Source organism: Streptomyces sp. R-07 (assembly GCF_049913175.1).
GTDB lineage: Bacteria > Actinomycetota > Actinomycetes > Streptomycetales > Streptomycetaceae > Streptomyces.
Genome location: NZ_CP183978.1, coordinates 84655 through 103828 on the forward strand (window position 1 = coordinate 84655; position 19174 = coordinate 103828).

Here is a 19174-nt window from a genome sequence, read left to right on the forward strand (position 1 = left end):
GGCCCACTCGGGTGCGGTCACCGGCGAGATACGCGTCGACGCGGAGTGGGGAGACGGGTGACGTTCCCGGGCTGTTCGAGCTCCTCACGGGCCTGCTGGAGCTCCAGGTCAAGCTCGGCGACGATTCGCCGCAGCGCGGCACAGACACCTTGCCCTGTCCCGGTGTACAACGTAGGGAGCCCTGTTCCAATCTGACGGTGCTGGCCGCGTGTTGGACAGATCTGCGGAACCACGAAGCTCCTGGTAGACGGGTTCTCGACCAAGATCGGCCGCGGCCACCAGGAGCTTCGCGACGACAGCAGACGCTCCATGTGGTTGTTGGCGAGCCGGCCGTCATCGGCGAGATCGTCCGCGAACTCCCGCAGCGCGTCCGCCATCTCCCGATAGGCGTCCTCATCGACGTTGGGCCAGTTCACCCCCACCAGGTCCAGCAGAGTGTCCGCCCAGTCCGGCACCGTGACAGCCATGATCGAGAATCCCCCAGACGATGATCAGTCAGCCGCACAGTCCTACCACGGCGTCTAGGCAAGGCGTAATCCGCGATAGCAATCTGTCTGGATGCATGGCACAAAACAACGTCGGCTTGATGAAAGACACAGGCCCCACGCCTGCCTGCCCAAGGAGACCTGATCAGCCGACAGTTAGCGTCGTCGCGAATGCGATTAAGTTTCGCAAGGTGCGGAACGCAGACTCGTAGAGCGTCGCTGCGCACGCGGAACGCCGCAACCATTGCACCTGTATGAGTGCCTCCGCGGCCGGGCGAGGGCTCGGGAGCTGCCGTGGAGGCCGCGGCGCTTGTAGGGGTGCGGTGGAGCGAGGTAGAGGACCGCCGCCCCTTCCACGGCTGGTGTCAGTCCCCCAGCGTCCCCGAGTGGGGCCCGACGCCCTCCGGTTGACGGTGTGAAGCCGTGCAGATGGGCGTGAGGGCCTTCTCGGTGCTGCCAAGCTCGGCGGCGATCTCGCCGTCGGTGTGCTTCCTCGTCTCGGCGCGTGTGATGCGTCGGTCTCGATGACGGCTCCAGCGCACCAATGAACTGCAGCGATCAGCTGGTCAGTGTCCTCAACCTCGCACAGGGGCGGATCACCACGCGGTGAATCTTGGCGCCGGACACAGTCCCCGCGGGCAGGGCCTATTCCTCGAGTGCGATTTGCGCCTACCTGTTGGTAGACGGCAACCGGTGGGACCCGGTCGGCGAGCGGCAGGCACCGCGGCTGGCCACCACCGGGACCGTTTCCGTCTCGCTCCTTCACTGCTTTCACCGGCTTCACGAGCCGGTCGATCCGCACGTCCGTGAACCTCTCGCCCCCACCGGCTCAGCCCGCAACACCCCACCCGTACACGGGAATGCCGGAACTGAGACTTCTGCCGCACTCTTTTGCGGCTGCCGGTGCTGGTTGTCGTCATGGGGTGTGTGCGGCGGCTCGTTCGTACCAGTGGAGCGCTTCTTCGATCCTTCCGCCTGCTGCGAGCACGGATGCGGCGTGGCTGAGTGCTTCGGAGTGGCCTGCGTGTGCTGCCTGCTCGTACCAGGTGAGGGCTTCCTCGGTTCGGCCTTGGTTGCTGAGGATGGCTGCTGCTTCGAGCCATGCCTGGTGGTGTCCGGCGTGTGCTGCCCGCTCGTACCAGGTGAGGGCTTCGTTGAGGCGGCCTTGTGTCTGGAGGAGGCGGGCGCCGGCGATCAGGGGGCTGTCGGTGGGGTCGGTGGCTGCAGGGGCGGGGGGCGTGATGGTCTCCAGGCGGCCGTAGAGGCGGGCTGCTTGGATGAGCGTTTCTCGCTCGATGACCTCGGGTGCGTCGGCGAGGGCCTTCCACAGTGATTCCGGCGGATGGGCAGTCTCGGTGGTGAGGGTGCGGGCGAGGTAGTCGCTGAGCGTGTAGGCGGGTTCGTTCGCGCCGGTTGCCGAGGGGCGGTGACGGTGGCGGTGCAGCATGCTCAGGCCGCCGGCTACAGGAGTGGTGGCGTGGGTGAGGGCGGTGTGCGCCCAGTCATCGGGAAGGTGGTCCCAGTCGAGGGCGCCGAGGTAGCCGCTGGCTCCTGCGATCAGTACGTGCTCGGGCAGCGGCTGATCGGCGCCGAGGGCTCGGGCGTCGACGGCGGCCTTGATGAGTGCCTGCGTGGCGGGCGGGGCTGTCTGGTACAGGGACTGGAGCTGGGGGCCGGCGGTCAGCATGGGCAGGACGCGGGTGTCGGTGAGTTGCGCGGCCTGCCTGAGGCGCTCGTCGCCGAGTGTGAGGGCGGCATGGTGCTCCTTCGCCGTGAAGTGCTCATGGACGGTGATGAGGGTGGCCTGCTGCATGAGATCCCTGGCGTGGGGGGACGGGTCGGGCTCGGTGTCGGAGGGCAACCTGGTGAAGTCGTGGGCGTACTGCGGCCAGAGAGTGCCCAGGACGAGGAACGGGCCTCGCGTCGGGTCGCCGAGAACGGAGCGCAGTGTGGTGATGAAGTGCTCTGCGTGCGATCCCTTCAGGGCGCGCTGGGCTTCGTCGAGCCAGATGACGGTGTGCGCGGGGAGGTGCTGCAGCTCGGCGAGGACAGTTTCGGACTCTGTGGTCGGCCAGGGCCGCCACAGCCTCCAGGACTGGGGCAGCAGGTTGGCTGCTTCCCACACGGCTCGGGTCTTGCCACTGGCGGAGGGTCCCACCAGGAACGCCGCGATGCTGTGGCCTTCCATGGCGCGGCGGATGCAGGTGTCGAGCTGCCGGTCGTGGGGCCGGGAGATGTAGGGCGTCAGGAAGGCGTTGTCGCTGCCAGGGTCGGTGATGGGGTGGACGCCGAGTTCGTAAGGGTCGTAGAGATGGATGGGCCGGCCGGGCGTGGTGTGGGTGCGGGAGGCGACCCATAGTTCGCGGACCTGGTGGAGCAGGCTGGAGCGGTCCCAGGCCGCCATGTCGGCAAGGACTGCTGCGATGGCTTCGGTGTCGGCCTGGCCGATGGGCGTGTCGGTGGCGAGGCCGCGGCGGATGGTGTCCCGGGAGGGGGCGCCGCGCAGCTGGTCGTCGTCCAAGATCGCGGCGGCGATCGTGTCCAGGGTCGGGGCGCCGGCGGTGAGGTAGGCGTCGTGAAGCAGTGTCTTGAGGTCTTTGAGGGGGCCGGGGGGCAGGTTGGGGCGTGGCAGGGTTCGGGGCCGTCTGATGCGTGGTGCAGGTGTGGAGTGTGCTGGGACGGCCGAACGGGACATGGGTACGGGGCGGCCTGTCGTGGGGACCGCGGGAGGTGCGGGATGTGTGGTCGGGCTGGGGGTGGGTGTGGCAGGGCGGGCGGCATCGGTGGGGGGGTGCTGCGCCCTGGTCCATGCCTCTTTCCAGGCGGGGATGTCGTGGTGCCGGTGTGCTCCGCCGTCGGCGGTGGCAAGGCACCGTGCGAGGAAGGCGAGCATGGTGGTGAGGGAGGGCGGGCGGCGCCCGGTCAGCAGACTGTGCGCGGTGGTACGGGAGAGCGCGGGAAGCCGGCCTGTCGGGTCGCGCCGGCACAGCTCGCGCAGGCTGGGGGCTCCGCTGGCCAGGTAGAGGTACTGCAGGCTGGTGTGGAGGTCCTCGACGGATGTGATGTAGGCAGGCGCGATGAAGCGCGTCTGGTCGTCGGCGCTTTGCCGGGCGCGGGCCTGGCTGTGGTTGGCGGCGCGCCACAGCTGCTGGAGGTCGGCGAGGTCTTGCTCGGTGGCGTCGCAGGCGCGGGCGTAGGCGAGGACGGTCTGCCAGCGTGGCAGCCGGTCGCCTCGGTCCGCTCGGGCCAGTGTCGCGACGGAGTACGCGCCGGACATGGCGTGGTAGGGCTTGCCGACGCGCTCGCGCAGTGTCCGAAGACGCTGCGCGAGCGTGTGGACGGGGCCCTGGCCAGTCAGTGGCGTCTTGGGCCGTCCCATCGGTCAGCTGCGGCGCCGGTGGAACACGCCGGTCAGGCGACGGATGACTTCGACGGCGACGCCGGAGGCGATGACCAGGACGGTGACGATCGTCTCCACCGGCATGCCGTAGGCGGCCATGGCCACGGTCAGGGCCAGGATGATGGCGGCCAGAAACGCAGCCGTGGCGGGCAGATGCTGTTCGCCACGCTGGGACATCTCCCGCGCGTCACGTGATCGGGGCATGGTTCGACCTCCGGGCTGTCTCTTGTTTGTCGCTTCCACTCAATTGCTCTGACTTGTCCGCGAGTTGCAGCTCGTGGGGCCAGGTTGACGATGATGCCGTACGCGCGAGGAGCGCCCTATCCCCCACCCACGCCCCAATGTGGGATAAATCAGTCACAACGGGTTGCTGTCGAGGTCGGTCGGACCACGTTTGACCTGATGAGGGACCCTGCGGAGCGTGTGGGCATGCCGGAAAGATTCATTGCGTCCCGCACGCCGGACCTCGCTCGTGCGTTGTTTCACTAATGTCCCGCATCACGCCCTCCTGCAGGCGGGACATCTGCGCAACAAGTCCCGTCATTGTCCGAGTTCAGGGCTCTGGGCGGCGAGTTGTTGCAGAGCCGTCCCGTGCTGGTCTTGTCGCATCCCAGAAGGCGGCGTGAGTCGTTGTCGACGCTTGCGGAGCGACCTGCGGGCCCTCGCGGTCGCTTCCACTCAACACAAGGGCACGCGGACCGCTCTGTTGCAGCAGAGTCCCGCACCGAACGCGGCGGTCCGCCCCACGGGGCGGACCCGCCCGCCGCCAGCCAGAACCTCACCGCAGCCGAGAACACGGCTCCCAGTCGGCCAGGCCCTCGACGAGGGTTCTCCCGTTGCTCCGTGTGCGTCAGGGCAGCGAGATCCGGTCCGCGGGGTGCGGGTAGAAGAGCGTGGTCCTGGCCGTCTGCGGGAACTCCGAGTACAGCACGTCCTCTAGCTTGATCTTTAACCTGTGCGGCGGGGTCGTGGGATGGTCGACTTCGCCTTCCTGGATGCTGCAGTGCCCGTTCTGCTCGGCGTGTGGACGTCGTGGCGTGCGGTGGGCCGGGTGTTCTTTCGACCGGGTGGTCGTCCAGGTCCGGGGCGGGTGGGTTTCGGTGCTCCGGCCGGGCAGACGACCGTGGGGCGGATGTGCCGGAAGTCGCGGCGGACACGTGCCGGGGTCAGCCTGTCCGAGGAGACGGGCCTCTCCCATGGGCGGCGCCGGTCGGCTGCCAGTGGCCGGGCCAGTCGCAGTTGGGTGTAGGCCGCGAGGATCAGCCAGGTCCAGCGGTCCGCCGCCTCAGGGGTTCGGATCTTCGGACAGGTCCAGCCGAGAGTCTGCTTGAACAGGCGGAAGGTGTGCTCGATGTCGAAACGACGCAGGTATGCCTGCCAGAGCCGGTCGCTGTCCGCTTCGCCGGCGCCGGTGCCCGACCACCACAGCCAGACCGGCTTCGGGGTCGCTCCGCTGGGCAGATGATCGATATCCAGGCGGATCACGGTCCCCTCGACGATCGGAAGGGTGCCGTCGGCCGCGGCCCAGGAAGAACGGTGGGTGAGCTTGGGGTGGAGCCGGTCCCACGAGCGCGCTCGGGCGGTTCCGTAGAGGCGGGTGTCGGTGACGGTTTCGGTGTCCGGGGTGCCCCAGGTGTCGGACTGCCCGAAGACGAACTCGCCGCCGTGCCGCGGCGGACGGCCCATGGTGTGAGGCTGCCGCGGCGGGGACGGCCCGACGTAGTACTCGGTCCGAACGCATCCGGGCAAGGACCTTCACCGGCAGGTCCCGCAGGAGGTGGGCCAGGCGTGGTGCGTCGTATCCGGCGTCCGCGATGACGAGGACGTCCGGGTCGCCGGCCTGCCACTGGCCTGCGGTGATCAGGCGCTCGACCAGTTCGCGCAACTGTCGGGCGGTGGCGGTGTCGTCCCCGGGTGCCAGGCGCAGAGCGTCCAGCGGGGCGGTCCACGAGCTGCGGCCCGGCTCCAGCGCGCAGACGATCGAGTACGGCCACCCGGGAACGGGGATGTGCTGGTCCTTGCCCCGGCCGTAGGTGTGACAAAGGATCCGCTCTGGTGAGGTGTGGGCGTTCGGCCGCAGCCAGCACGTGACATCGACGGCCAGGACCAGCCGCCCGTCGACTGCCCGCGGCAGCGGCACGGAGGCCAGGGCCTGGCGCATCCGGTCCGCATCGATTCGGCCCTTTCAGACGGCGGCGTAGAGTCCTCCGTGCCCACGGCGGTGTTCGCCCACCAGCGACAGCTCTGCCAGCGACCTCACCGGCCCGTCACCGCACAAGACCGCGTCGGCCAGCTCGAACAGAGCATCCGAACGAGCGGTGAGACAGGAGTACAACTCGCCCCGGAAGCGTGACAGTTCCGCCGACGGCTCCTGCCGGACATCACGATGCAGCAGACTCATGCTCACGGCCTTCGTGCTGGACGTGTGTGTTCCTTGGTCGGAGCACATGTTCAGACGAAGGCCGCTTCCGTGTACGGCGGATACCGAACCGAGTGATCAAGTACGACACGCCGTTCGAGGAACGCCTTCTACCGGCGGCGCAGAGATCCGGGCCCGCAACGAGTTGACCAGTCGCCGGCCGGTGACAGTCGCTCTCCACTGGCCCGCACGACAACAAGCCTGCCGTCTTCGAAAGCGATTCGATCACTGGCGGCCAGGAAAAACGGACCCGCCAGCTCGAAGGCATATCCGTCGCCGGTCTCAAGATCCTTGACCAGTACCAACCGCGAGGTCGGCGTGGCTCCGTCAGCTACCAGGCGCATGCCGAGATGATCCCACGCGGCCTGAGATCACCTCGACCCCGCTCAGCGGCTGACCAACGGCCCAGACGTTAAAGATCAAGTTAGCCGTCGCCACCGCAAAAGTTGAGCCGGAACCCGCACTCATTGGCATTGATCAAGCGACAGCGGCACGCCGTGACCCCCGCAGCGGTCGACGAACGGCTCCCGTTCTCGGCGTACGAAGCCGGGCACCCGCCACGACAAGCGCGGCTACGTCTTCCTCGGGACCGCGACTGTCGTAGCCCTCGTCATCTGGCTCCGCACGTGATCGACGAGAGAAGTGCTGTTGGTGTCTGTGGCCATGGGGCCCGGATCAGTCTCCGGTCAAGCCCCAAAAGCACAGTTCTGCCGGGTGGCCCTCGGTGTCATAAACGATCGTGCAGCAGCCGGAGCCGCGGTCGAACGGAGGGAACCAGCCGTCTCCGGCCCGCTTCAGGGCCTGCTCGACACCATCCCGCCCGGGCTGCGCCGTCCCGAACAGTTCGACGACCTCCCCCGCTTCGATCACCCTTACGTCACCGGGCTCCTCCATATGTTCCTCGCAACGGACCACGCGCTCGACGTCCAGCACCGAATGCGCCGGCTCCTCCTCCAGCCAACCGCTCGCCATCAGCGCTGCCGGCGTCTCGATGCCTGCTTCCCGGTAGTACTCGGCTTCCCGAGCGAAGACCGTCTCGCGAAGATCGTCCAATGCATCCTGCTCACCGTGCTGGAAAGGCGTGAAGTACGACCATCTGCTCGCTCCCATGTCTGCGAACCCTACTGAGGGCCTGCGACAGAAGCCCGTGGCACGTCACTGCAGCGTGATCGCCCGGACAGGCCCCAGGGGGTGCCTTTCCGATCACCGGATCGCCGGTCCGGTCGTGAGGGACGGGGAGATCTCTGACGCTGCGTGAGCGGTGATCGCGCCGCTGCTACCGCCCGCGGGCCGGGCCCGTGGCCAGTGGCCGGTGGCCGGTGGCCGGTGGCGGGATCACCGCCCAGGTCCCCGAGGGCATTGCGTTCACGTTCCGCACCGGCCTGCCCTGGAGGGACCTGCCCGAGCGGTTCGGTCCGTGGCAGACGGTGCGCGGTCGGTTCGCCCGCCAGGGCGCCGACGGCGCCTTCGACCGTCTCCTGGCCGCGGCTGAGACGCGGGCGGAGGCGGGCGGAGGCGGGCGGAGGCGGGCGGAGGGAGACTGGCCGATCGCGATCGACTCCACGATCGTGCCGGCCCACCAGCACACGGCCACCAAAAGGGGCTCGAAGAGCGAGGTCCCGGACGCTCGCGCGGCGGGCCGGCCAGCAACATCCACCTCGCCTGCGACGGGCACAGCCGGCCACCGGCCTTCCTGGTCACAGCCGGCCACCGCAACCAGTACACCCAGGCCAAGACCGTCATCGGCCGCATCCGCATCCGCGTCCCCGGGCCGGGCCGGGTCCGGGCAAGCCCCCGGAGCCGACCCGACCACGTGGTCGCGGACAAGGGCTACTCCACCCGCACCTTCCGGCCCTACCTCTGTCGACGCGGGATCAAGACCACGGTCCCCGAACGCGTCGACCAGCTCGCCGGCCGCAGACGCCGCCGGGAACGGCCCCGCCGGGTTCGACAAAGCCGCCTACCACGCCGCCACGTCGTCGAACGCTGCTTCCACCGCCTCAAGCAATGGCGCGGCATCACCACCCACTACGACAAACACCCCGGCCGCTCCCCCGCCACCATCACCCTCGCCAGCACCCTCATCCGGCTCGACCGGTGATCGACAAGACACCCCCTAGTCGGGCCTTCGACCGGTTCGATCGTGCGGTGACCGCGATCAGGGAAACCGGTGAGCCCCGGTCGTTCGCGTACGCCTCACGACGGGCCGCCGCTCCAGATGGCAGGGAGCGTCATCCCAAGTGCGCGGTATTTGGCCGCAGCCAAAGCGGGCGGAGCTGGAGGTCGTGTCCAGGGGTAAGGACTACGGTTTCAGCGACCTGCCAGGGCGACACCTGGTTCAGGGAGACGGCCTTCCAGCACGACGCCGCCCTCGGCGTCGGCTGATGCCCCAGGCTGCTTCGTCCACCGGTCGCCGGCCGGTGGACGAAGCGACCACAAAAGCCGGCGACCACGTCCGGGGGGCTTGATCAACTGTCCGTAAGCTGGGATATCTTCCAGGCGCGGCGCGTCGAGACTCTTCTCCGTGCCGCGTAAGGGAGGGAATCTATGCGCAACACTCTGCTTCAGCGCGCGGCCGCGTTGGCCACGACGCTGGGGCTCACATCGCTCGGGCTGCTCGGGGCCGGCGCGGCGCCCGCGCAGGCGGCGACCAGTGACTGTCCCCAGGGCTACTTCTGTGGCTGGGCAAACGGCGACGGTACGGGCTCGATGTTCAAGACGAAGACGAGCATGCCCACGCTGGGGAGCTGGGACAACAAGATCCGGACGCGATACAACCGCACGGGCTTGAACGTCTGCATGTACGACCAGCAGAACTACGGACTCGCGGGCGGATACTCATGGGATACCCCCGCCCAGTCCTATCCGACCAGCGGCGGTAGCGCCGACATCAGCTCCATCAAGGTCGTGCCCACGCTGCGCGAGTGTGAGGCGGAGCCGTATCCCTACTGGGAGACGGCGACGTCGCCGAAGGTCGGCGGGTTCGGCGACATGAACGGCGATCGGCGCGCGGACGCCGTACTGCGGGATGAGGCCGGGCGCCTGTGGTTCATGCCCGGCAACGGCACCGGGCGCCTGATCGGCTCCGGTGGCTGGAAGGCCATGAGCGCCCTCGTGCGGCACGGTGACTTCAGTCGCGACGGCCGCGAGGACGTGATCGCCCGTGAGAAGGCCACCGGCAAGCTGTGGCTGTACCCCGGCACGGGCAGCGGGGGCCTCGGCGCGCGCAAGCTGATCGGCTCCGGCGGCTGGAACTCCATGGGGCTGCTCGCCGCGTTCGGCGACCTGTCCGGCGACGGCCGCTCCGACCTTTTCGGCGTGGAGAAGGCCACCGGCAAGCTCTGGCTCTACCCCGGCACCGCCAGCGGGGGTCTCGGCGCGCGCAGGCTCATCGGCACCGGCGGCTGGAACGCCATGAACGCCCTCGTCGGCGCTGGTGACATGACCGGCGACGGCCGGGCTGACCTCGTTGCCCGGGAGAAGGCCACAGGGAAGCTGTGGCTCTACCCCGGCACCTCGACCCGGACCCTCGGCGCCCGCAAGCTCATCGGCACCGGCGGCTGGAACGCCATGGACCACATCCTCGGCGTCGGCGACACCTCCGGCGACGGACGACCGGACCTGGAGGCGTCCGACGGCTTCTCCCTCTACCAGTACCAAGGACTCGCCACCGGCGGCCTGCGCAAGGTCGACGACTACAACGGCTCCTGGTGGGCCCTGGAGGGCGCCACCGCCTTCTGATCCGCCCGTGAACCGCCTCGCCGGCCCGTGCGACCTGCTCCGGACCGGCCTGGCTCTCATCGGACATTACGACCGGGCAGACCGCACCCGCGGTCTGCCCGGCCCCCCGTCACGGTGCCGCCGCGGTCTGCCCGGTCAGGGTGCCGCCGCGGTCCACTGCCACGGATACGTCCCTTGAACCGGGCGAACCGGCGCACCACACTCACCTGGTCCGTGATCGTCTTCTCCCCCAGGACGCGCCCCTGCTGCCGTGTCCAGCCGGTCAGCATCGCGCCCAACATCGCCGCTCCTGGATCCAGCGCCCGAACATTCCCCGGCACCACCAGGCACATCGCACCCAGCGGCGCATCGAGCCCGTCCACGTCTGCTTCCCCCGTTGCAGGTACGAGACCAGGCTGCTCATCACCTGACCGGCCCGGGCCGGTCAGGCGCGGGGTCTGCCCGGCGCCCCAGGTGACGGCTGCGCGCAGCGAGGTGGCGAGCGCGGCCGGGTCGAGGGCGGGGCCGACCACAGGGACGGCGGACCAGAGGCTGGGGATGTCCCCGGCACAGCAGGGCGGAAGCCTTCCAGCCAGTGGTCACCCGAGTTGCCGGAACCCGTACCTCAGAATGCTCGCGGCGGTGAGCCCCATGCCGCAGCTGAGGCCGCGTACGACGTGCCCGAAGCCGGCACGACGCTGCAGCGCCGGCTCTATCGCTCTCCCGCGCGTCGGCCCGGCGGGAGCGGACGCCGCGCGCCGCGGCCGGGGCGGGCGACGGCGGAGACGACGGGCGCAACCCCAGCGAGGTGGGCGGGCCGGGCGCTGACATTGCAGGGCCGACCGGGCGCGCGGCACCCTGATAGTCGAGGGCAGGTGCTGACGTGCACACCAGCGACGAGATCTACCACCGGGTGCTCTGGGACCCGCGCTTCGACCCCGAGCGGTTCGTGATGGGGATCGCCGAGCGCGGGGCCCCGCCGAAGCGCGTCCTGCTCGGCGACTTCGTACCGGGCGGGGAGATCCCCTGGCACCGGGTGATGTTCTTCGAGGCGGACGGCCAGGTCGTCTGGGACCGCGCCTGCGGCATCGACCGGCTCGACGAGACCCTCGTCGGGCAGGTCGGTCCCGTGCCCGCTCCGGCACCCGGCGACGTCCTCGCCGTCCCGCCGACGAACCGCACCGCCATCGCCTGGCTGCCGCCCGCAAGGCTGTGGGCGCCGATCCAGCACATCCGCCGCGAACACGACCGGCAGATCCACCGCTGGCCGCCGCACGTCAACGTGCTCTTCGGTTTCGTCCCCGAAGCCGAGTTCCCCCGGGCCCTGCCACTGGTCGCCGCGGCGCTCGCCGAGACGCCGCCGTTCACCGCCCGCCTGGCGGGCGTCCACTGGTTCGGACACCGCGAGGACGCCACCGTATGGCTCGACCCGGCCGCCGCCGACCACGAACCCTGGGCGCGGCTGCGGGAATCCCTCGAGCTCCGCTTCCCGCTCTGCGGATCACACTCGCACGGCTTCACCCCGCACCTGTCCCTCGGCCGTACCCCCAACCCGCACCCCCTCGCCCGCAAGGCCGAGACCCTCCTCGGCCCCATGACCGCCCGGATCGACGAACTGGTCCTGCTCTCCCGGCACGGCGACGAACCGATGCGGATCCGGGCCCGCGTCCAGCTCGGCAGCGGCGACATACGCCACCCGGACAAACCGACCCCTCCAGACAACCCACCACCGCCACCGCCCGACTAATCAGACACGGCACACGCTTCGAACAACCCGACAGGCCCGGCCGGCCCGGCAGGCAGGCAGGCAGGCAGGCAGGCAGGCAGGCAACGAAGTCATCAGGTCGCGCCCACGCCTTCTGCAGCGACACGGGCCGAGAAGCGCTCACCGATCCCGGCCGGGGCGAGCGGGCCGCCGTCGACGCGGTGCGCCGGCGCATCGAAGCCGGTCACAGCGTTCTTCCCTCACCGTCGGCCGAACCGCTGACCAGCAAGCACGCACCTACTTTGCGCCTGGCGTCCGAGGGAGGAGACCGGGACCGACCTCGGATACACCCTGGCCCCGTCCACGATTCACGGACGGGGCAGGCCGGTCTGGCGGGCTACGGATCGCACACTGCTCCTCGCTGGTGGTAGCCGGCAGCGTGAGCGTCACGTGGGCCTGGCAACACGACTGCAAGGTTCGCAAACCGGACCGGAACGGGCCTTCACCGGGCGCTCCACCCGCGCCCTGCGTCATCGCTTCACCGACGCCCACGAGCCGGTCACGCCACCCGGCCGTCCACCACCTCACCAGTTCCTTGCGCAAGGTGGCCACCGCCGCGGACGACACCGACCCGATCTACCTGCGGGCGGGCACCGGGTACCGCCAAGCCGCGACGAACCCCCGCCACCTAGACCCACTCCCCCCGCCTCACCCGGACGGAAATCTCATGGCGTGGTGCCGTCTTCATGCTGAAGTCGGCAGACGCGGGTGGCCACAGCTTCGACGGGGCCACCCGCGGAAGCCGCGGCCTCACGCCTCGGGCGGTACCTCACCCTCCCGGCGCTGCCGCCGGCGGTAATTGCGCATGGATACCTGGGAGCCGCAGCCGGTACTGCAGTAGAGCCCCGCCCCGTTGCGTGTGCGGTCGAAGAAGCCGAAATGGCACGGGGGGTTGCGGCAGGCCTTGATGCGTCCCCAGTCGCCGGTCTGCGCGAAGGTCGTCACCGCGGCCAGTACGGTCCCGAACACACGCGGCACCCCTGCCTGCGGCGACGCCAGCTCGACACCACCGGCTGTGACCACCGTCGCCAGCGGGTAGAGCGCACCTGCGCGCCGCAGGTGTTGCTCGGCGTGCCGGAGCGGTTCGCCGAGGCTCTCCTCGTCGCCCGAGTGTGCGAGCAGGAGGGTCACCAGGGCGTCACGCAGCTCGCGTGCGGCCGCGGCGTCGGCATCGGTCGCCACGGTCTCGCCGCCGAACTCGTCGTGCTCCGCGAGCCATGCCGCGAACGAGTGTCCGTCCTCGAACAGTTCTCGCCGGCCGCCTCCGTCCGCGCGTGTGTTCACGAACGCGAGCACGGTCTCCGCCATCGGCATGGCGGTGCGGGGGCTGGGTTTCGCAGATCCGGCTGCAGCACTGCTCATCGCCCCACCCTACATCAGCAAGAAGAGGCACTAAGTCATCTAACGGGCAACGTGCAGCAGCAGCTTGCTTGACTCGTTATGAGCTATCGACTTACGGTCGCAACATGGATGGAACATCAAACCAGCAGACCGCCCCCCGCACATGGCTCATCACCGGCGCGACGTCCGGCATCGGCCGCGAACTGACCCTCCAGGTACTGGAGAGCGGCGATGCCGTCTCGGCGATCGCCCGCGACACCGCTTCCCTGGACGAACTGACCGAAGCGCACGGCGACCGCCTGCTCCTCATCCGGGCAGACGTGCGTGACGAGCAGGCCGTCCGGGAAGCGGTGGAGCGCACGCTCTCGCGGTTCGGCCGCATCGACGTGGTCGCCAACAACGCCGGCTACGGACTCTTCGGAGCCGTCGAGGAAGCCTCCGACACGCAAGCCCGCGCCGTGTTCGACACCAACGTCTTCGGAGTGCTCAACGTGCTCCGCACGACACTGCCGGTACTCCGCGCCCAGCGATCCGGACACATCCTCCAGGGCTCCTCGGTCTACGGGCAGTCCGCCCACCCCGGTGTGGGACTGCTGGCCGCGACCAAGTACGCGGTCGAGGGACTGTCGGACGCACTGGTCGCCGAGGTCGCACCGCTCGGCATCAAGGTCACGATCATCCAGCCCGGAATGACCGCCACCCCCTTCCTGTCCAACCTCGACGTCGCCGCCGGCCTCGACGACTACGACCAGACCGTCCGCGAAGTCCAGAAAGGCATCGGCGAACTGCCCGCATCCGCGTTCTCCTCCGCAGCCCGGATCGCCGAAGGCATCCGAACCGCGGTCGACAGCCCCAACCCCCCGCTACGCCTGGCCCTCGGCACCTCCAGCGCCACCGGCATGCGCACCGCCCTGGAGACCCGCACCGCAGACCTGGACAACTGGAATCACGTGACCGACGCCGTCGACAGGTGACCACACCACCCGCAGGGAGCCTCGGCGCTGAAAGCCGAGGCCCCCCGACGACGCAATCCGCACACGCCCAGCCCGAACACGGCGCCCGAACCCGCTGCGCGCATCCGCAGGACGGCTTCGGTGTGCGGATGGACGGTCGGGCCAGGCTGCGCAGGGGCGCTTCAACGGCGCCGAGCCGCCGTCGCCATCACAGCCATAACCGCGGCGACCGTCCTCGCGGCGGGCCACCGTCAGCCTGATCCGTATGGGCGAGTCAGGTGCCCGCGCCATCGGGGTAGAGAACCACGACGCGGCAGCCGGTCTTGGACTGCGGCCAGTGGGCACTGCCCTCCTTCGCGGTGATCAGGGTGCCCGCCGGGTGAACGCGCTCGCCGTCGGTGAACGCGCTCGCCGTCGTGGAACTCACCCTCGAGGACGTAGAGGATCTCCTTCGTGTGGTGGAGCTCCTCACCGAACGTAGCACCGGGCGCGAACTCGACGAGCATCATCGACGGTTCACCACCGGTGCCGTCCTGCAGCGTCGTGACCGCGATGCCTTCAGCCGCCTCTGTCCTGGGTGCCTCGTCGGCGTGGGCGACTTCGAATCCAGCGAGCATGAGCACACACTCCCTCTCTCCTTGCGAGAACTCATGCCGGCCACAGGGGCGCACCCGGCGGCCGTCTCGCTCGGTTCTGGTCCCGGGACCTGCGACGGCGTCATGCGACAGCCTCCCTCCACACGGGAACGTCCGCCTTCAGCCCGCTTGCGCGGTGCCAAGCGGTGCGCCCGTCGGTGCCGCCGTCACCACTACCGGCATTCGTGCGCAGCCTGCCCGCAGCCTGAGGCAGGGGTCACCTGGCCGGTCCAGGACGACAGTTCCCGGAGTGGTTCCCATGTCACCTCGACGTCGGTGCCATGAAAATCGTGCGCGAGGCCTACCACCCAGGCGGCCGCGGCAATCTGGGCCCGGGCAGGATCGGCGGCGGCCGGCACGGCCGTCATCAGGCCTCCGCAGAGCGTTCCGCCGTTCACAGTGAAAACGCTGCAGCGCCAGCCCTCCGGCGTCGCCTGCAGGATGACGCCTTTCGGCATCCCGAAGGACGGCCGCTTCCTCTTCTCCCGCTTCCGCCTGACCATGACGCCATCCAACACCGTCGCCTCCCTGGTGGTTCGACCGCCCGCCACAGGCCGCCCGGCTGATGGCGGCAGGGTCAGAACAGCATGCCGGGCGGGCCGAAAGAGGGTGTTGCCCGTGTCTCGGCGGTCCCCTCCGACCCCGGTGTCAGGCGCGGGCCGGTTCTCAGCGGCAGAGGCTGCCGCCTTGGGCCCGGGCCGAATCACCAGAGCGTTCAGCGGGCGCGTGCGGGTGGGCTGGACCACGTCCAGCCGGCCGTCCGCGCTGGTGACGCAGTACGGGATGCACCCGTATCCCTTCCACTTCCAGTTGATCCACCAGGCGGCTCGCTCCGGTGCCCCCCGCGGCGCCGCGGGATGGGCAGCCACCGGCCGGCCAGGTCGACGTCGTCGAGCTCGACCCCGAAGCCCTGCATGTCGGCCAGGCCCGCCAGCGCCGCGCGTCGCAGCGGACTGCCCTGGACCCACCGCCGAAAGGCCCACCGCATGCCCGGGGTGGTGAGCAGATCCGCGTCCTGCGGCGCGCCCGCCAGCCCGATGCGGGCCGCGTCCTGCATCGCGCCCGGCAGCTCGATGCGCGAGACGGTGAAGAGCACCTGCTGCTGCCAACCGATCAACTCCCCCCACACGAGGCGGGAAGTATGACGGTCAAGGCCCTCGAACACGGCAATCACGTCGACACGCTCGGCCCGGCCGACGCTCAGGTCCTCAGCGATCGCGTGCAGTGCGGCCAGGGCCTGGGCGAGAGAGTCGCCCTGCTGCCACAGCGGGAACATCTTCGTGCCCTCGGCCTCGAGCTGCTCTCGTGTGGAGTCGCCGAACTGAAACTGCAGCCCGCGGGAGGCGCCCACGAGGGAGCGGCGCAGCGACGCGTAGGGGTTGCCGCGTCCGAAGAGCAGGTTCTGGACGCGGCAACCCGCGGCCGGAGAGCAGGTTCTGGACGACGACTTGGGTCATTCGTTCGTCGCATTCGAAGCGGACGGCGACGTCGACGTCATGTGGCTCGCCGACGCCGCGGGCGAAACTGGCGAACAGCCACACCTGTCGTACCAGGTTCAGTGGCCAGTCCTGGCCGCCGTCGAGCGTGTGGAGTATTACCTCGACCAGATCCACGGCTCGAGCCCGCTTCACGTCCGACCTCCCTCGTCGCGGCCGGACACCGGCGTAGAGGCGGGGACGAGACGAGCTCCACAGCGGCGGACACCTCACTCCCACAGGCCACGGTGGATCCAGATCGATCCCACCCCATCGGCTGTCCCGGGTGTTCCCGGCGCGGCCCCGCGCATGGAAGCGATCAACGCCGGGTGGCTGAAGAACCTGCGGCACACAGCCGGCCCTGGGTGGCCACTTGGTCTCGAGAGCGTCAATGAGGCACAGACACCGGCTTGAGGGCCACCGACCCGAACCGCAGACGCTCCCGATCGAGACGCCACGCCAGCGCACCGGCCAGCTCATCGAGGCCCTCAAGCCCCAGTCCGCGGTAGGAACTGGCGGGAAGCGAGATTGTCTCGTCAGGACCCTGAGAAGCTTGCGCGACGGCCCGCCGCAGGGCGAAGCCTGCACGCTCCCGCCACTGCTCGGGTGTGCCGCTCAGTTCCAGCTGGTACTGGCGCCGGGACAGCAAGACGCCGTCACCATACGGATCCTTCGGAACACCCTTCGGTCCCCTGCCGAACAGCGGTGCCCCGCCGCCACCGGCGAAGAGCGATGCGACTGCGACCACGGCGAACCCCACGGGAAGGTAGATCCACTGCAGATAGAACTGGCATCGCAGCCCCCAGGCCGAGCGCGGCGGCAGCGGTCCGTATTCGATCCCGCCCGATGTCCTCGCGCCCGAGTCCCCACCCATGAACAGCCCCCGCTTCCCACCCCGACGTACTGCTACCTGCGTGAATCATGCCGGGGTCTGCTAGCGGGCAGTAGGCCCGCCCGCCAGCCACTGGCCGACGTGGTGCTGCCATGCCTTGTCCAGGGTCAGGCGCCGAGAGCGATGAGGTGCTGCAGGAAGCCGACGGCGGCGTTCACCCCGGTGGCTGCCCAACGGCCGAACGCGCCGAGGATGACCGAGCGCCTGGTCGAAGAGATCTTCGCCACCCTGGACGAACAGACCGTCACCGCCCCAGGCCCCGAGGCAACCGCACTGATCGCCCCGAGCCTCGCCGCCCCGCTCACAGCCGTCCTTGACCAACGCAAACCGCCGGCCGCCGGGCTCGATGCGTGATCGCTAATGGCCTGTCGTGCGGACCCACCGCAGCGTTGCGACGAGTTCTTCGCCGAAGTCCTCGCAAAGCTCGAGCAACTCGCGTCCCGCGGACGAGTCGAGCAGCCCATCGGAATCGGGAAAGGTCCGGAGGGCGCTGTGGCAGGCGGACTCGACAACGAAGTTGCGTGAGGCGAAGTAGCCCTCGCCGCTCGTCCGGTCTGCCAGGTCGGCGAGATACTGGTGGTGCGCTTCCTCCGAGGGATGGGAGTAGAACGAGCCCTCGACGAGTCTGTCCAGGTAGCTCGCCAGGCCGGACGATAACCCGACTACTCGTTTGGCCTCGTCCAGGCCTGGCTTGTCGAGCAGCTCGCCAAAGGCCCACAAGCTCCCGAAGATTTCCAATTGGAAGAGCTGGACTGTGTCCGGGTCGACTTCGGATTCGAAGATCGGGGCCGTGCACAGCTCGGCGAATGCGTGGCCGTAAGCGTGGTTCGACTGTTCCCCAGGAGGTTCCGTTGCCAGTCGGAACAGCGACTCCAGTACATGCGGGTCGACGCCCCAGTCCGCATCCATTTCGAACGCGAGTAGCGGCGCACGCCACCGCCACAGCGCCAAAGCGGCGGCCTCACGTCGGCGAACGGGCTTCAGGTCAGCCAACCGCTCGTTCTGTGCCACGTCGGTGTGTCAACCCTTCGCCGTGCCCCCGGCCTCTTCGCCTCGGGACACTGTAGAAGCTGCCGAAGGGACCGCGTGATCTTCCGATTCGTGGCCCACTCAAGCCCGCATCCGATGCGGGCATACCGGCTCAGAATCTCCTCTCACGTTGCTGCGCCGTCAAGTTGGGCCGCCCGAGCAATGGGGTCAAGCGCCTTCGTCGTCGAAAAAGGTCTCTTCGATTTCGACGAGCTCGTCATGGGTCAGCTGAGGCGGGGTCCAGTTCCGGCTTCGGGCATGCTGAATGAACCGCTCGTCGAGGGCGACGTGGTAGCGCTCGACGTAGTGGGCGAGGTCCGAGTACCAGAACCACTGACCGTCGGTGAGCAAGGACAGTCCGCCGATCAGCTCGTGTTCCGGGTTGAGGACGTCGTGAACGCTGGACCCGGTGGCAGCAAGGACCGTCCCTTCACCCAGATATCGCGTGAGGGACTGCTCGTCCTGGTCTCCTTCGTCACGTACGGCAGCACGCAGCGAGGGTCCGTCGGGCCGACCGTGCCCGAGTTCCCTGAACTCTCCGATGAAGCGGTCCGACACGGTGGGCTCGTTGCTCCTCATGCCTCAGGAGCCTAGCCACCCGAGCCGTAGGTCCTCCTGGCTCATTCCGGGACCGACTACGCAGCCTGCGCCGCATCCTCGATCCCCACGGGGAAGGCAACTGATTCGTCAGAGCGTCGTCCGTGCTGGAGGCAGTGGTAGAGCTGGCCGATCACGCGGTTGAGGTTGCGCTGGGCGGCCGCGCGCCGGTCGCCTGCTCGCGTCGGCGCCGGTAGTGGGCGTTGGACCCGCTGGATGCCCATAGTGAGGCGAAGGCCCAGAGGCAGTCGGCGTGGTTGAGCCGGTCCAGATCAAGCTCAGCCAGTCACCCATGGATCGCTCCTGCCCCCAGCGGATTGCCCAAGGTGGAGCATCTCAGACGCCTGCCTCATCCATCCAGGATCAAGGGCCCACGAAACGAAGGCTGGTGCTCTCCGTACTGCGTGGAGCACTCAGATAAGTACACCGACGCCGGGTCGACACCGCTTTGCCGTCACCCGGA

16 protein-coding genes and 6 pseudogenes are annotated in these 19174 nt (G+C 69.1%); 6 read left to right on the forward strand and 16 right to left on the reverse strand.

What is annotated here, in order from left to right; translation table 11 throughout:
- Positions 1–17: 17 nt before the first annotated feature.
- From ACN9M0_RS00440 to ACN9M0_RS00465, 6 genes and pseudogenes are all read right to left on the reverse strand, one after another.
- Complete coding sequence (locus ACN9M0_RS00440; protein WP_426405402.1) at positions 18–467, reverse strand: hypothetical protein; 450 nt, start codon at positions 465–467, stop codon at positions 18–20.
- A 934-nt stretch (positions 468–1401) separates the two neighbouring features.
- Positions 1402–3864: a hypothetical protein gene (locus ACN9M0_RS00445; protein WP_426402840.1), complete on the reverse strand. Its 2463-nt coding sequence runs from the start codon at positions 3862–3864 to the stop codon at positions 1402–1404.
- Positions 3865–3867: 3 nt separating this feature from the next.
- Positions 3868–4089, reverse strand: a complete 222-nt coding sequence (locus ACN9M0_RS00450; RefSeq protein ID WP_426402841.1) for a hypothetical protein — start codon at positions 4087–4089, stop codon at positions 3868–3870.
- A 744-nt stretch (positions 4090–4833) separates the two neighbouring features.
- Positions 4834–5571 (reverse strand): hypothetical protein, encoded by a 738-nt coding sequence (locus ACN9M0_RS00455; protein ID WP_426405403.1) that lies wholly within the window; start codon positions 5569–5571, stop codon positions 4834–4836.
- 10 nt (positions 5572–5581) lie between these two features.
- A pseudogene (locus ACN9M0_RS00460) lies at positions 5582–6334 on the reverse strand (transposase); the annotation flags it as partial.
- A 645-nt stretch (positions 6335–6979) separates the two neighbouring features.
- Entirely contained in the window at positions 6980–7414 is a 435-nt protein-coding gene (locus ACN9M0_RS00465) for a hypothetical protein (protein WP_426402842.1), read from the reverse strand.
- Positions 7415–7623: 209 nt separating this feature from the next.
- Here ACN9M0_RS00465 and ACN9M0_RS00470 point away from each other — a divergent pair.
- Both ACN9M0_RS00470 and ACN9M0_RS00475 read left to right on the forward strand, forming a co-directional pair.
- Positions 7624–7722, forward strand: a pseudogene (locus ACN9M0_RS00470) (hypothetical protein); the annotation flags it as partial.
- 122 nt (positions 7723–7844) lie between these two features.
- The gene (locus tag ACN9M0_RS00475; protein WP_426405262.1) at positions 7845–8405 is read left to right on the forward strand and encodes an IS5 family transposase; all 561 of its coding nucleotides are present in this window, start codon (positions 7845–7847) and stop codon (positions 8403–8405) included.
- Between the two features lie 22 nt (positions 8406–8427).
- Here the strand turns inward: ACN9M0_RS00475 and ACN9M0_RS00480 are convergent.
- Positions 8428–8514: pseudogene (locus ACN9M0_RS00480) on the reverse strand (HNH endonuclease); the annotation flags it as partial.
- Between the two features lie 337 nt (positions 8515–8851).
- On the opposite strand from ACN9M0_RS00480, the gene ACN9M0_RS00485 reads away from it, so the two are divergent.
- Together ACN9M0_RS00485 and ACN9M0_RS00490 are read left to right on the forward strand one after the other, a co-directional pair.
- Positions 8852–10045, forward strand: a complete 1194-nt coding sequence (locus ACN9M0_RS00485; protein ID WP_426402843.1) for an FG-GAP-like repeat-containing protein — start codon at positions 8852–8854, stop codon at positions 10043–10045.
- Positions 10046–10907: 862 nt separating this feature from the next.
- Positions 10908–11771 carry an RNA repair domain-containing protein gene (locus ACN9M0_RS00490; RefSeq protein WP_426402844.1) on the forward strand — a complete coding sequence of 288 codons (864 nt, stop codon included), beginning with the start codon at positions 10908–10910 and terminating at the stop codon, positions 11769–11771.
- A gap of 768 nt (positions 11772–12539) precedes the next feature.
- On the opposite strand, the gene ACN9M0_RS00495 is transcribed toward ACN9M0_RS00490, so the two are convergent.
- Positions 12540–13151, reverse strand: a complete 612-nt coding sequence (locus ACN9M0_RS00495; protein ID WP_426402845.1) for a CGNR zinc finger domain-containing protein — start codon at positions 13149–13151, stop codon at positions 12540–12542.
- Positions 13152–13255: 104 nt separating this feature from the next.
- Here ACN9M0_RS00495 and ACN9M0_RS00500 point away from each other — a divergent pair, with 104 nt between their 5' ends.
- Complete coding sequence (locus tag ACN9M0_RS00500) at positions 13256–14104, forward strand: SDR family NAD(P)-dependent oxidoreductase (RefSeq protein ID WP_426402846.1); 849 nt, start codon at positions 13256–13258, stop codon at positions 14102–14104.
- 253 nt (positions 14105–14357) lie between these two features.
- Here the strand turns inward: ACN9M0_RS00500 and ACN9M0_RS00505 are convergent, their stop codons facing one another.
- From ACN9M0_RS00505 to ACN9M0_RS00525, 5 genes and pseudogenes are all read right to left on the reverse strand, one after another.
- Positions 14358–14510 (reverse strand): hypothetical protein, encoded by a 153-nt coding sequence (locus ACN9M0_RS00505; RefSeq protein WP_366042437.1) that lies wholly within the window; start codon positions 14508–14510, stop codon positions 14358–14360.
- Between the two features lie 40 nt (positions 14511–14550).
- Positions 14551–14700, reverse strand: a pseudogene (locus ACN9M0_RS00510) (hypothetical protein); the annotation flags it as partial.
- A 191-nt stretch (positions 14701–14891) separates the two neighbouring features.
- A complete protein-coding gene (locus ACN9M0_RS00515; RefSeq protein WP_426402847.1) occupies positions 14892–15236 on the reverse strand; it encodes a hypothetical protein in 345 nt (114 codons plus the stop codon).
- A gap of 197 nt (positions 15237–15433) precedes the next feature.
- A complete protein-coding gene (locus tag ACN9M0_RS00520; protein ID WP_426402848.1) occupies positions 15434–16069 on the reverse strand; it encodes a hypothetical protein in 636 nt (211 codons plus the stop codon).
- 512 nt (positions 16070–16581) lie between these two features.
- A complete protein-coding gene (locus ACN9M0_RS00525) occupies positions 16582–17067 on the reverse strand; it encodes a hypothetical protein (RefSeq protein ID WP_426402849.1) in 486 nt (161 codons plus the stop codon).
- A gap of 180 nt (positions 17068–17247) precedes the next feature.
- On the opposite strand from ACN9M0_RS00525, the pseudogene ACN9M0_RS00530 reads away from it, so the two are divergent.
- Positions 17248–17412: pseudogene (locus ACN9M0_RS00530) on the forward strand (IS110 family transposase); the annotation flags it as partial.
- Between the two features lie 30 nt (positions 17413–17442).
- Here ACN9M0_RS00530 and ACN9M0_RS00535 read toward each other — a convergent pair.
- From ACN9M0_RS00535 to ACN9M0_RS00545, 3 genes and pseudogenes are all read right to left on the reverse strand, one after another.
- Positions 17443–18096 (reverse strand): hypothetical protein, encoded by a 654-nt coding sequence (locus ACN9M0_RS00535; RefSeq protein ID WP_426402850.1) that lies wholly within the window; start codon positions 18094–18096, stop codon positions 17443–17445.
- A gap of 186 nt (positions 18097–18282) precedes the next feature.
- On the reverse strand, positions 18283–18672 hold the full coding sequence (locus ACN9M0_RS00540; protein ID WP_426402851.1) for a hypothetical protein: 390 nt from the start codon (positions 18670–18672) through the stop codon (positions 18283–18285).
- 77 nt (positions 18673–18749) lie between these two features.
- A pseudogene (locus tag ACN9M0_RS00545) lies at positions 18750–18979 on the reverse strand (IS110 family transposase); the annotation flags it as partial.
- Positions 18980–19174: the final 195 nt, after the last annotated feature.

Bases quoted from the DNA above. Each gene is read 5' to 3' on its own strand.
- ACN9M0_RS00440 (WP_426405402.1), bottom strand. From the start codon at position 467: ATGGCTGTCACGGTGCCGGACTGGGCGGACACTCTGCTGGACCTGGTG.
- ACN9M0_RS00445 (WP_426402840.1), bottom strand. From the start codon at position 3,864: ATGGGACGGCCCAAGACGCCACTGACTGGCCAGGGCCCCGTCCACACG.
- ACN9M0_RS00450 (WP_426402841.1), bottom strand. From the start codon at position 4,089: ATGCCCCGATCACGTGACGCGCGGGAGATGTCCCAGCGTGGCGAACAG.
- ACN9M0_RS00455 (WP_426405403.1), bottom strand. From the start codon at position 5,571: ATGGGCCGTCCGCCGCGGCACGGCGGCGAGTTCGTCTTCGGGCAGTCC.
- ACN9M0_RS00465 (WP_426402842.1), bottom strand. From the start codon at position 7,414: ATGGGAGCGAGCAGATGGTCGTACTTCACGCCTTTCCAGCACGGTGAG.
- ACN9M0_RS00485 (WP_426402843.1), top strand. From the start codon at position 8,852: ATGCGCAACACTCTGCTTCAGCGCGCGGCCGCGTTGGCCACGACGCTG.
- ACN9M0_RS00495 (WP_426402845.1), bottom strand. From the start codon at position 13,151: ATGAGCAGTGCTGCAGCCGGATCTGCGAAACCCAGCCCCCGCACCGCC.
- ACN9M0_RS00500 (WP_426402846.1), top strand. From the start codon at position 13,256: ATGGATGGAACATCAAACCAGCAGACCGCCCCCCGCACATGGCTCATC.
- ACN9M0_RS00525 (WP_426402849.1), bottom strand. From the start codon at position 17,067: ATGGGTGGGGACTCGGGCGCGAGGACATCGGGCGGGATCGAATACGGA.